Below are 12,496 nucleotides of genomic sequence, written 5' to 3'. Positions count from 1 at the left end.
GGTGGCGTGCGGGAATGCAGTTGCCATGCGCGCTGCTTCGTTGTGATCCGTGCGCCCCCGTCTGGCGGGGAGTGGCGGCCCGGGCAAGGGGGGAGATTGAAGGTGTACGGGTTAGGGGCTGTCCCCGGACGGCAGGACGCGGTGACCGGGACGCGCCACGGGCGGGCAGCTGGGTCCGATACCTGGGTATGGCGGAGCTCACCCTCGCCTGCATCGGGTCTTCGACTCCCCGCGGGATGGGCTCGTGCTCGACATCGGGCGCCAGGCCTACGTCCACAAGCTGCTGACCGGCCGCCGCGAAAACTTCGGTTCCCTGCCGCAGGCGGACGGCCTGTCGGGGTATACCTCCCGGGCGGAGTCGGTGCACGACTGGGTGGAGAGGTCGCACGCCGCGACGGCGTTGTCGTATGCGGGCGGGTCTGTTCAGTGCCTCCCACGCCCTGCCGCCGGCCCCGTCGCCGATGACCGCGACCACCGCCCGGTCGCCCAGTTCGTTCAGGGCGCGGGCCTTGGCCCCCTCCGTCTTGTAGAGGAGAACGCGATGGCAGCGGGAGGCGACCGCCGATGACCGCCCCAACCCTCGTCGTGGAACCCGGCGACTTCACCGCCGTACGGGAACAGACCAACCTCATCCTGGAGGAGTACCTGGACCGCAAGGCCACCGCCGCAGCCGCACACCGGATGCCCGCGGAAGTGGTCGAGACCCTCCGCGGCTTCCTCCTGGCGGGCGGCAAACGCCTGCGGCCCCTCCTGTGCATGACCGGCTGGCACGTTGCCGACGGCCAGAAAGGTATCCGCCGCGTGCTGCGGGTGGCGGCGGCACTGGAGATGTTCCACGCCTTCGCCCTCATCCACGACGACATCATGGACCACTCCCACACCCGCCGCGGCAGAGCCACCGTCCACCGCATCATCGCCACTCGCCACGCCCACGGCCGCAGCCCCACCGCCGCCGACCAGCTCGGAGCCGGAGCCGCGATCCTCATCGGCGACCTCGCCCTGGCCTGGTCCGACGAACTCCTGCACACCGCCGGCCTGACCCACCGCCAGCTCACCGGCATCCTGCCGCTGATCGACGCGATGCGCACCGAGGTCATGTACGGCCAGTACCTCGACCTGACCGCCACCGGTCAACCCACCGACGACGTCCAGCTCGCCCTGGCCGTCATCCGCTACAAGACCGCCAAGTACACAGTCGAACGGCTCCTGCACATCGGCGCCGCCCTCGCCGGAGCCAACCGCGAACTCCGCACCGCACTGAGCGCATTCGCTCTCCCCATCGGCGAGGCCTTCCAGCTCCGGGACGACCTCCTCGGCATCTACGGCACCCCCACAGCGACAGGCAAACCCAACCTCGACGACCTGCGTGACGGCAAACACACCACCCTCATCGCCCTCGCCCTCCAGCGCGCCAGCCGCGCCCAGGCCGCCCAGCTGCGCCAGTTCCTGGGCTGCCCCCAACTCACCGATGACCAGGCCGACATCGCCCGGAACATCATCACCGCCACCGGCGCCCCCGACATGGTCGAGCAGATGATCCAGGACCGCTGCCGGCAGGCCGAACAGGCCCTCACCCGCAGCCCGATCCCGACTGCCACCGCCCCTGCCCTACGCGAACTCGCACGATCCGCAACCAGGAGGAGCACATGACCCCAGCCACGAGGATGTGGAGACCGCCAAAGCGGCCAAGGAGCACCAGCGGTTCGCGCCACCACGCCAACTACAGCCGCGGCCTGCCTCCATTACGGCTCCGGCACCCCGTCAATCCCGTCAGCCCGCGACTAAAGCGTGCCCACCGCACCGGGGCGCCGCCGCCCCAACGGAGCATCCGATGACCACAGTTCAGAGCATCCGGCCAGACATCGTCGGCGAACAGCACTACCTGCCCGACGTCCTGCACACCCTGCCCACCGCATGCCACCCCTGGTGTCCTCAGCTGATGCAGGCATCCGATGCCTGGACCGGCCGATGGCTCACCCGGCACTTCGGCAACCCCGATGATCCCCGGCGGTTCGCCTCCTACCTGTGCGCATGGTGGACCGCCATGGTCTACCCCCACGCCGACCCGGTCCGGCTGCGTGAGGCGGCCGACATGACCCAGTGCCTGACCTCCATCGACGACGTCTTCGCCCTCACCGCTGCCCGCGACCCCCGCCAGGAAACCGCGGGCCTCGGCCGCGACTTCGCCGCCGCCACGGCGGCCGCCGACGTCTTCCTGCAGGTCTTTCGCACCGGGGACGCCGCAGACCACGGCGCGCTGGCCGGCATGCTGGCCGATGTGTGGGGCCGCATCCGGCGCACCATGCCCCCCGCCATGACCGAACGGTATCTACAGGTCGTGGAGACCTACCAGCACCACATGGTCACCGAGCTCGCCAACAACACCAGCGCCTACCTGCCCGGCTACGAGGAATACCTGCGCATCCGGCGTGAGACCGTCGTCGCCCGCCCCTTCGCCGTACTGACCGAATACACCCTCGGCGTCGACCTCCCCCAGGCACTCACCTCGGACACCCGCTACGACGCCCTCATCGATGCCGTGTGTGACCACCTCAGCCTCGTCAACGACCTGTACTCCTACCGCAAGGAGACCATCGGCGGGGACTGGATGAACAACGCCATCACCGTCCTGCGCCACGGCCGCGGCATGGACCTGCAAACCGCCGTCGACACCGTGTGCCGGCACGCGCGGGAGGCGGAGACCCGCTTTATCGCACTGCGTGACGACCTCGCCCGCACCTGGGCCCACCGCCCCGACGCCACCGCCTACCTGAACGAACTCGGCTACCTCATCACCGGAAGCGTCACCTTCGAACGCGGCAGCCCCCGCTACCACGGCCCGGGCTTCACCTGGAACGGTGACACCGAAGCCCATATCACCTTCCACCTCGACCACACCGAATTCACCCCCACAACCCCACAACAGAAGCAACACCCATGACCGCCACATGGTCAACTCTGCGGAGCTGACCCGCTCCCTCTCCGGTCCTCAAAGGTGGTGGCCAGTGGCGCGCACCGATGATCCACGAGCTCGCCAAGATGTGGCAGGGCCGCACCACCGAGTCCGGCAAGCAGCCAGACGGCACCGCCGACCCGCTGGACGACATCAAGGTCCACGCGGTTGTCACCCCTGAACAGTGGGAGACCCTGGGCCGCAACGGCGCCCCGGACAGTCTCGGGGCAGGGCCTCAGAAGGCCCGGGAAGCGGCCATCGCCGCCCTCGACCGCTGAACCGCTCCTAACTCTGTGGCCTGCCGGGCCGGACGGCGAAGTCGGGAACCTACGTGGTGGTGCGACGGCCCGTGCCATCAGGCAGGCCGTCCGAGTGAGACTCGTCCAGGTCCCACGGGCATGCGCTCGCGGGTGGACGGCCAGCAGCGTGGACCCGCTCAGGTCCGGCGCCAGCAGATGCAGGGAGGCGGTGTCGCCTCCGACCCTGACCTCGACCAACTGCCTCGGGCGGACTCTTCGGGCCGGCACCGAATAGAGGCTGGCCTCGAAGGCGACCAGGCAGTCCTTGCTGACGTGCCGCAGGTGCCGGTCGGCGACGAGATAGGGCCGCTTCGGCAGCGGCCGCAGGGCGGCGTGATCCCGCTCGGCCCGCAGGCCGATTACCTCCAGGTGCGTGCGGTGGACCCGCGCCCGCCGCAACGGCACCCAGTTCACGAAGGCCGCATCCAGCTCGATGACCGAGCCGAAGGGCCGCCCGGCCAGCACATGATCGCGGTCGATGGTGACCTGCCGCTCGACCCGCCCTTTGCCCTGGGGCCGGTAGGCGGCCAGGACGTCGATGTCGAAGTTGTAGTGCCCGGCGAACGCAACCGCCTCCGGATGCAGCGGGACCGCCTCGCCCGGAGCGACATGACGGCGCACGACGGTCTTGGTCCGGTCGTAGACGATCGTCTTCGGCACCCCGCCGAAGTGCGCGAACGCCCGTCGGTGGCAATCCCAGAACGTCGCCAGGTCCATCGACGTGGTGAAACAGCAGAACGGGTCCCGCGAGTAGGACAGGACCATGTGGAAGGAGTACGCCTTCTTGATCCCCACGCGGGCGAGGATGCCGCCCTCGTCGCCCCAGTCGACCTGGGCCTGGACGCCGGGAAACACCTCGAACCTGCGGTGCAGACCGTCCAGTTCGTCCGGACTGATGCCCAGCTCGTCCATCACCCGCGGCCTGGCCTGATGCAGATAGAGCTTGACCCGCTGGTAGTTGCCGGTGAAGCCGTACTGATCGACCAGCCGTTCGTGGATCACCGTCCCCTTCAGCGTGATGTCGGCCCGCAGCCAGGCATCGATGACCGGCTTGAACGGCTCGATCACCAACTGGTGGCAGCCCTTGCGCGAGGGGCGCCTTCGATCCAGGCGGGTTTGAGCGAGGTGTGGTCGCCGGCGAAGTGCAGGGGTCCTTCGAGGGTGGGCCGATGTGGTGGAAGAGTTCGGTGTGCTGGCCGGGGCGGAGGACGGAGGCTTCGCCGTAGGCCTAGGGGGCGCGTTGCCAGCGTTGGGTTCGGCCCGCTCCGGTGTAGAAGACCTCGACGCGTTGTCCGTAGACCTCTTGCACTCCGCGCAGGGCGTAGGGGTAGCGGGCATCGTCGTCGAAGGAGTTTCAGCGGCGGGCGTCGGCCCAGCAGTAGGCGGCGAGCATGACTCCGCCCTTGCTGCCGGGCCCTGGGTGGGAAGGGTTGAACATGAGGCGGCTGTGGTTGTCGGTGACTGGTCCTCCGCCTGTCACGGCCGCGGCCGCGGGCTGATTTCGGGAGATCCAGCGGCGCGCGGCGTACTGGACGCGTTGGGTGGCCCTGATGTGTCCGGGTGGCACCGATGGGTGGGCGCCGAGAAGGCTGCCGTCGTCGGGTGTCTGGCCTCTGCGGTAGGCGTCGTAGAGACCGAGCTTGATCGCCTCCAGTCCCGTTTCCAGTCGGCCTCGTCGAACTCCCACCAGCGGCGGCTGAATTCGAGCAGGACCTTGGCGGCGCTGTCGTAGTGCAGCGCGATGAGCGCGCGGCGCTTTCCCTACGACAGCGGCGGGGCGACGGAGACCTGTCGGAGTCCGGAGAACGGCACGGTGATGATGGCGCAGTCTGCGGTGAACTGCTCACGCTGAACCGTGCCTTACCGTCCTCCGGAAACCGTGTCGACCCACACCCGCGGGCCGTCAGCGTCGGCGTGGGTGACGTCGGGGTCGGGCCGGGCGGTGGCCGCGTACTCGATGCGAGTCACCCGGCGGTCGAAGCGCACCTGATCGCGTACGAGGGCGAGCAAGGCGTCGGGGAGCTTCGCGGTGCCGCCGTCCAGTTCGTAGAATCGGCTCTGCGGATTGATCAACGAGGCGTCGACGAAACTGTGGATGAAGGACAGCGCGAGCCGCGACGTCAGATTCTCGATAGTGCCGATCAGATCGATCGTGTTCTGGTCCAGCTTGGCGTGTTCGGTCAGGAAGCGGTACATCGACCAGTCACCGAACCGCTCGATCACCCGGGTCCAGCCCTCCAGAGCTTGTGCGGTGGGCTTGTTGACGCGTCGGCCGGCCACGACGGTGCTGAACTCGTCACGTACGGGATCGAGTACGTCGTCCAGGATCTGCGAGGAGGGCGTGTCCGGCTACTTCTGGGGGATGCCGAAGGAACGGTTCACCGCGCGTGGGGACTTCTGGTAGGCGGAACGACGCACCCGGATGCCGACGGCGGGCAGGCCCGCGATGCCCGCGCCGATGACTAGGACCTTGTTCGGCCCGCTCCGGGTGCGGGGCAGGCCCTCCCTGAGCAGGATCTTCCGGTAGAGCGGGGTGTTCGCGCTCGTTCTCGTCCAGCAGGAGGACGGCCCGTGCCACGCTGCGGGCCGTGCCCGGGGAGGTGACGCCGTTGATGGCGGCGTCGGGGGACGAGGCATGCGCGGGGACTTCCGGGACCGCGATGGTTGCGGCCGTGGCCGCGGCACCGACGGCGAGACGGCGGCTCGACAGCCCAGATGCTGCGCCATCGGTATCGGCGGTGTGCTGGATGGTCATGCTCCACGATGACCGCACCGTGCCGTCCGCCCCGCCGGTCGCCGCAGCGCGGGGGTTTCCCTCGAACGGAGGAACGGGGTGTCAATCGCCCCTCCGGGGCCGGGGCGCCGTCCCGCCGTGGGGGCACCCGGGCGGGACGGCCGCAGCGGTTGGCGCACTCCGGCAGGTCCACAGGTGGATTCACGGCGGCACGAGAGACTGCCGCGGACCGGACTGACGCGACACCCCTGACCTCACCCACGCCAGCGACACCAGCGCCCAGGCCGGCTGACCGCCTTCGGCACAGTCCTCTACGCCCTGCCCGCCTGACGCTCCCACCCGCCTGAAGGCCGCCGTCCGTCTGGCCGCACGCGGCTTCGGATCCGGCGCCACACCGAGTCCGAGCGTGCCCGTGCCCCGCCCTGGGGCGGCCATGGCGGAGGGCGCCTGCGCGCTCGCCGCGCGCAGCGGGCACAGCGGTGCTTAGGCTGATCGAGGGGCACTACTCCCTGAAGGGTTTGACCCATGCACGTACGACGCGTGATCGCGGCCGGGACCGGTGCAGCCCTGCTGCTTGCGGGCTCCACGGCCGTCACCGAAGCTGCCTCGCAACCCGACCTCACACGGTTCTACACACAACAGGTCGACTGGAGCCCCTGCGAAGCCAAGGAGGACGCGTCCGAAGAGGAGACGGAGGCCGCCGAGGGAATGGAGTGCGGCAAGCTGACGGTGCCGGTCGACTACGCAGACCCCGGCGAGGACACCCTCGAACTGGCCCTGTCCCGTTTCCGGACCGAGGCGTCCGGCACGGACCGTAAGGGCTCGGTCGTCTTCAACTTCGGCGGGCCCGGGATCTCCGGCATCGACACGCTCCCCGGTTTCAGGCAGGAGGCGGCCGGAATCGCCGAGTACTACGACCTGGTCAGCTTCGACCCGCGTGGGGTGGGCCGTTCCTCGCCGGTCAAGTGCGGCGGCCAGGAGCAACGCGAGGAACTGCCCCAGGACGGCAGCGGCAAGCAGCCCGGCGCGGCAGAAATCGTGGCCGCGACTGAGAAGCTCGCCGAGGCGTGCCGCAAGGACACTGGGCCGCTGCTCGACCACGTCGGCACCATCAACGTCTCCCGGGACATGGACGTCCTGCGCCAGGCCCTCGGCGACAAGAAGCTCAACTACATGGGGATCTCGTACGGGACACGCTTGGGAGCGGTGTATGCCAGCCAGTTCCCGAAGAAGACCGGGCGGATGGCCCTGGACGCCGTGGACACCTTGCAGTTCACGGGGAAACAGCGCGCGCTGATGCAGACCAAGAGCTACCAGCAGGCGCTCGACGCCTTCTTCGCGGGCTGCGCCGAGCAAGGCTGCGGCCTTGGCAGCAGCCCGCAGGCCGTGCAGGCGAGCTATGACGCAGCGGTCAAGAAGCTCACCGAACGGCCGCTGAAGACCGCGGACGGGCAGGACGTCACCGCACAGGATCTGCAGAAGGCCGCCCAAGGGGCGCTGCTCAGCCAGAAGTCCTGGCCCGCGCTGGCGCAGGGCGTGAAGGACATCCTCGACGCCGATGACCCGGGGACTCTCATGGCGATCAATAAGCGCACGGGCGACAGGATCGGCAGCGAGGCGATACTCGCGATCAACTGCGCCGACGACCCCGAGCGGCCGGCCGATCCGGTACGCGAGTACGAGGACGCGGACAAGCAACTGACCAAGGTCTCCCCGTACTTCGGGCCGGGCTCGGCCGCACTGGCGGTGGCCTGCGCGGGCTGGCCCAAGGGTACGGACTACCTTCGCCGGATCGACAAGCCCGGCGCCCCGAAGATCCTGATGATCGGGAGCAAGAACGATCCGGCGACACCGTACGCCTGGGCCCAGGACACGGCGAAGCGGCTGGGGTCCGGCGTGCTGATCACGTACGAGGGCGAGGGTCATGGCGCCTACCTCCCCTCACAGTGCATCCGCACCAAGGTGGACGCCTTCTTCGTCAAGGGAACCGTGCCGGACGACGGCACCACCTGCCCCGCGGAGCCGCCCGCCCAGCGATAGCATCAGGGCTTTCCCCTTGGACGATCACGTCGCCGCGTGCGGCGCACGCCCACATCGGGACTGCTCGAGCCCGCCGCAGTAGTTGTACACCCGCGTTGCGCCATACTCTCGCGGGCGGGGTCCGGCCCAGTTGCCTGTACCCCGCCCGCGAAGAGTGTTACTTCTTGGCGTCCGAGCCCTTGCTGTTCGGCTGGGCCGGGGTGCCGTTCTCCGTCTCCTCGCCGCCGTCGTTGGGGTCGACGATGGTGGACACGGTGCCGTCGCTCTGGATGACGGTGCCCGCGGGGTGTGTGGGCTCGGCGCCCTCGACCTTTTCGGCCTTGGTCGCCGCCTTGTCGGAGTCGCCGCCGGTGGCGTTGGCGGTGCCGATCGCGGCGCCGATGCCGAACAGGCGGTGGCGCCGACGATCACGAGACGCTTGGCGGTCTTGGTGGCCTTCATGGGAAGTCCCTTTCGGTGCTTGCCGCCGCTCGGAGCGCGGTGGCGATGTGCTCCACCGTGCAGGGCGAGGGCTGAGGCCACGCTGAGAACCTGAAGCGGCCCTGAGAACCTGAACCGAGCCTGAAGACCTGAAGGCCGCTTCAGGTGGATGCGGCACACTTGCGGCAGGATTGCCCGCATGCGCGTACTGGTGGTGGAGGACGACGAACGGCTGGCCGAAGTGCTGCGGGACGGCCTGGCCGCCGAGGGTTTCGATGTCCACTGGGCCCGCGACGGCCGCGAGGGCCTGCGCCTGGCCAGGGCAGGCACGTACGACGTGATCACGTTGGATGTGATGCTGCCGGGCCTGCACGGCTACGACGTCTGCGCCCGCCTGCGCGCCGCCGGAGACAAGACCCCCATCCTGATGCTGACCGCCAAGGACGGGGAGTACGACGAGGCCGACGGCCTGGACACCGGCGCCGACGACTATCTGAGCAAGCCGTTCTCCTTCGTGGTGCTCGCTGCCCGCCTCAAGGCCCTCATCCGCCGCTCCGGCCGGCCGACCACGACCACCGTGTGGGAGCTGGGCGATCTGCGGATCGAGCCGGTCGGGCTGCGCTGTTGGCGCGACGGGCAGCAAGTCTCCCTGACCGCGAAGGAGTTCGCGGTTCTGGTCTGCCTGGCTGAGCGGGCCGGTCAGGTGGTCACCAAGACCGACATCCTCGAGCGTGCCTGGGACGAGCACTACGACGGCGATCTGAACATCGTGGAGGTGTACGTCAGTGCGCTGCGCCGGAAAATCGACACACCGTTCGGGCGCAAGAGCATCCAGACCGTCCGAGGCGCCGGTTACCGGCTCGACCCCCATGGCGGCTAGCCGCCGGCTGCGCCCCCGCACGGTACGGGGCCGCGCCACCCTCGCCGTCACCGCCGTGCTGGCGCTCGCGCTGGCTGTGGGCTCGGTGGTCCTGGTGAGCGCGGTACGCGCGGATCTGCGTCAGGAGGCCGAGGACACTGCCCGCCAACAGGTCAAAACTGTAGCGGAGTTGCTCGATTCGACCGGGGCGGACAGCGGTGGCGACTATGTCATCGGCCCTGACGGTGACGTCACCCGCGGCGAGCCCGCACAGCCGGTGCCCGATGCCTCGCCCGCCCCGTCCCCTACGCCGTCGTCCAGTGCGGAGGACGAGTCGATCGTGGAGACCAGCGGCGACGGCCGCTACCGCATCTCCACCGCCATCAACCTCACCTCCACCGACGAGACCCTCGCCCGCCTGCTCATCGTGCTCATCCCCGGCGTACTGCTCATCCTGCTCCTGGCGGCGCTGCTGACCTGGTACGCGGTGGGCCGGGCGCTGGCACCGGTGGAGGCCGTGCGTCGCGACGCCGCCGAGATCACCGCCACCGACTTGCACCGCCGCCTACCCGTGCCCGCCTCCCATGACGAGATCTCCCGCCTGGCCACCACCCTGAACTCCACCCTGGACCGCCTGGAGAGGGCGGTGTCACGGCTCAAGACCTTCACCGCGGATGTCTCGCACGAACTGCGCAGCCCCCTGGCCACCCTGCGCGCGCGCCTCGAAGTCGCCGCCGCCCGCCCCGAGCGCGCCGACTGGCCGCGCGTAGCTCACGAAGCACTCAAGGACACCGCGCAACTCCAGAACCTGGTCAGCGACTTGCTGCTCCTGGCCCGGCTCGACGCCCACACCCCCACCGCCCACCGCCCCCTCGACCTCGCCGACCTCGCCCACGCGCAGACCCAACGTCTTAAGGACGACCCCGCCGTAGAGGTCCGCGCCCCCGCTCCCACACCCGTCAACGGCGCCGCCTCCCAGCTCGAGCGGCTGCTGACCAACCTCGTCGACAATGCCTGCCGCCATGCCGACAGCGCTGTGCGCCTGACCGTCACCACCGACAACGGCCAGGCCGTGGTGGAGGTGAGCGACGACGGACCCGGCATTCCCGCCGCTGACCGCGAGCGCGTCTTCGAACGCTTCACCCGCCTCGATACCGCCCGTGACCGCGACAGCGGCGGCACCGGCCTGGGCCTGGCGATCGCCCGCTCCATCGCCACCGCCCACGGCGGCACCCTCACCGCCGAGGACCCCGACCCCGTCCTGGGTGGCGCCCGCCTGGTCCTGAGGCTGCCCCACGCCTGAGCCTTCGCTGTCCGCCCGTTACACAGGCGACACCGGAATGCCGAACCGGCGAGATGCCCGTGTGACAGGGCTGCCGAACACGAAGGTGACCCTGGCACAAGGCCCCTTTCGCACTGACCGCGGCAGCGTTCGCGGACCAGCGGCCCGGGCCCCAGGAGCGACAGCAGCGCCGACGGAGAAGCCGTACGGCTTGACAGTGCTGTTCTTGGAACACAGGGAGATCGACGGACATGGCGAAGGGCTACCTTGCGGTTCCCTGCGCGGCGGCGCTGGCCACAGTCGTACTGGTGGTCACCGGATGCACTCCGCAGGGGACGTCGGCGGACCACAAAGGCACCAAGAGGGACCAGACCGAGCGCCGCCCGGTGCCGGCCCACTTCACGCAACAGAAGATCCGATGGGCGGCCTGCGGCCCCGAGGTCACCAAGGACGCGCTACCGGAAGCCGAATGCGGCTGGGTGACCGTGCCGGTCGACTACGCCGCCCCGGACCGCGAGACCATCAAGATCCGGGTCTCCCGCCTCAAGGCGACCGACCCGGACCGCCGCCTTGGGTCCCTGCTCTACAACCCCGGCGGCCCAGGGGCCGGTGCCGCGGCAGATGTGGCGAGCGGCGCCTGGACGCCCGGCGACCAGACGACGGCCCGTTACGACGTGGTCGGCTTCGACCCGCGCGGCATCGGCGAATCCGCGTCGATCACCTGCCCCACGGGCAAGGACGCCCCGCCGGAACCGGACATGACGTATCTACCGCGCACCCAGTCCGAGGCGGACACGGCCATTACGGCCGCAGCGGCCCGCGCCAAGTCCTGCCAGCGGGCCAGCGGCCCGGTCTTCTCCCACATGGACAGCACCAGCGTGGCCCGTGATCTGGATATCATGCGCTCTGCGCTCGACGACAAGAAGCTCACCTACGTCGGCACCTCCTACGGCACCTACATCGGGCAGAAATACGCCCAGCTCTTCCCAGCCCGGGTCGGCAAGCTGGTGCTGGACGGCGTGGTCGACCCGGGCATGACCATGCAGCAGGTCACCGCGCGCGACGTGCAGGTCGCCCAGGACACCTTCCGGCGCTACGCCCGGCACTGCGCCGCCCAGGGCTCCTGCCCCTTCGGCACCACCGCGGACCAGGTCATCGACGAGATCACCGCGTTCATACAGGACCTGGACGAGAACCCCCTGCCGGGCCTCGACGCCACGGAGCTGACCACTCTGGCCGCCACCGACGCCCTGGCCGGAATCCTCTTCCGCGAGGAGGAGTGGCCCCACCTGACCGAGGCGCTGGACGCGGCCATGGACGGCGACGGCGTACCCCTCATGCGCCTGGCCGAGGAGGACGAAGCCGACCCACAGGACGGCGCCGGCCGCACCGAGGGCGACCGGCGAAGCCCGGTCCGCCGCGTCGACGCCGACTTCAACTCCGACATAGCCCAGTCGGCGGTCCTCTGCCTGGACAGCAAGGCACCCCGCTCGGCACGCAGCCTGCTTGAGGCAGCAGCGGAACTGGCCGAACAATCCCCCTTGTTCGGCGCCTCCAACGCGTGGACGATGCTCGACTGCGCGTCCTGGCCCGTTTCCCCCACCGGCACGGTCGAACCGATCATCGCCCCCGACGCCCCGCCCATGCTCCTGGTCTCCTTCACCCGCGACGCGGCGACGCCCCTGGACAACGCCCGCTCCGTACAGAAGAACCTGGGCACCGCCTCGCTGATCACCCGCCAGGGCGCAGGGCATGGCGCCTACGTATCCGGGTCGGCCTGCACGGACCGGCTCGTCGATGCCTACCTCGTCGAGGGCACTCTGCCGTCGAAGAACGCCCTGTGCCCCAACTGAGCGACTGCTCCGCGTCGCGCGCAGCCATCGTCCCCGGGCGAACGGTGTGATCCAGC

Annotated in this window: 11 protein-coding genes; 7 read left to right on the top strand and 4 right to left on the bottom strand. The window is 69.7% G+C overall.

Annotated elements, in window-relative coordinates:
- The first annotated feature begins 169 nt into the window (after positions 1-169).
- The 3 genes from ACWD10_RS24155 (at position 170) to ACWD10_RS24145 (ending at position 2,941) form a co-directional block, all read left to right on the top strand.
- On the top strand, positions 170-568 hold the full coding sequence (locus tag ACWD10_RS24155) for a 1-deoxy-D-xylulose-5-phosphate synthase N-terminal domain-containing protein (protein WP_451094438.1): 399 nt from the start codon (positions 170-172) through the stop codon (positions 566-568).
- Positions 565-1,650, top strand: a complete 1,086-nt coding sequence (locus tag ACWD10_RS24150; RefSeq protein ID WP_451094306.1) for a polyprenyl synthetase family protein — start codon at positions 565-567, stop codon at positions 1,648-1,650. The genes ACWD10_RS24155 and ACWD10_RS24150 overlap by 4 nt, the downstream gene beginning before the upstream one ends.
- Positions 1,651-1,831: 181 nt before the next feature.
- The gene (locus ACWD10_RS24145) at positions 1,832-2,941 is read left to right on the top strand and encodes a terpene synthase family protein (protein ID WP_451094304.1); all 1,110 of its coding nucleotides are present in this window, start codon (positions 1,832-1,834) and stop codon (positions 2,939-2,941) included.
- Between the two features lie 11 nt (positions 2,942-2,952).
- Here ACWD10_RS24145 and istA read toward each other — a convergent pair whose 3' ends face one another.
- The 4 genes from istA to ACWD10_RS24125 form a co-directional block, all read right to left on the bottom strand.
- Positions 2,953-4,320 carry an IS21 family transposase gene (istA, locus tag ACWD10_RS24140; protein WP_451094302.1) on the bottom strand — a complete coding sequence of 456 codons (1,368 nt, stop codon included), beginning with the start codon at positions 4,318-4,320 and terminating at the stop codon, positions 2,953-2,955.
- 286 nt (positions 4,321-4,606) lie between these two features.
- Complete coding sequence (locus ACWD10_RS24135; RefSeq protein ID WP_451094300.1) at positions 4,607-4,939, bottom strand: hypothetical protein; 333 nt, start codon at positions 4,937-4,939, stop codon at positions 4,607-4,609.
- Positions 4,940-5,112: 173 nt separating this feature from the next.
- A complete protein-coding gene (locus ACWD10_RS24130; protein ID WP_451094298.1) occupies positions 5,113-5,532 on the bottom strand; it encodes a hypothetical protein in 420 nt (139 codons plus the stop codon).
- Positions 5,533-5,601: 69 nt separating this feature from the next.
- Positions 5,602-5,889: a hypothetical protein gene (locus ACWD10_RS24125; protein ID WP_451094296.1), complete on the bottom strand. Its 288-nt coding sequence runs from the start codon at positions 5,887-5,889 to the stop codon at positions 5,602-5,604.
- Positions 5,890-6,511: 622 nt separating this feature from the next.
- Between ACWD10_RS24125 and ACWD10_RS24120 the strand changes: the two genes are divergently transcribed.
- The 4 genes from ACWD10_RS24120 (at position 6,512) to ACWD10_RS24105 (ending at position 12,440) form a co-directional block, all read left to right on the top strand.
- Positions 6,512-8,026, top strand: coding sequence for an alpha/beta hydrolase (locus ACWD10_RS24120; RefSeq protein ID WP_451094295.1), 1,515 nt, complete (start codon positions 6,512-6,514; stop codon positions 8,024-8,026).
- Between the two features lie 619 nt (positions 8,027-8,645).
- Positions 8,646-9,326 (top strand): response regulator transcription factor, encoded by a 681-nt coding sequence (locus tag ACWD10_RS24115; RefSeq protein ID WP_451094293.1) that lies wholly within the window; start codon positions 8,646-8,648, stop codon positions 9,324-9,326.
- Positions 9,316-10,608 carry a sensor histidine kinase gene (locus tag ACWD10_RS24110; RefSeq protein WP_451094291.1) on the top strand — a complete coding sequence of 431 codons (1,293 nt, stop codon included), beginning with the start codon at positions 9,316-9,318 and terminating at the stop codon, positions 10,606-10,608. The genes ACWD10_RS24115 and ACWD10_RS24110 overlap by 11 nt, the downstream gene beginning before the upstream one ends.
- A 230-nt stretch (positions 10,609-10,838) precedes the next feature.
- Positions 10,839-12,440: an alpha/beta hydrolase gene (locus ACWD10_RS24105; protein WP_451094289.1), complete on the top strand. Its 1,602-nt coding sequence runs from the start codon at positions 10,839-10,841 to the stop codon at positions 12,438-12,440.
- The last annotated feature ends 56 nt before the right edge of the window (positions 12,441-12,496 follow it).

It is taken from the genome of Streptomyces sp. NPDC002851 (assembly GCF_053591935.1).
Note: the sequence above shows the minus strand (reverse complement) of the source record. Positions and strands in the feature narration are given on the sequence as shown.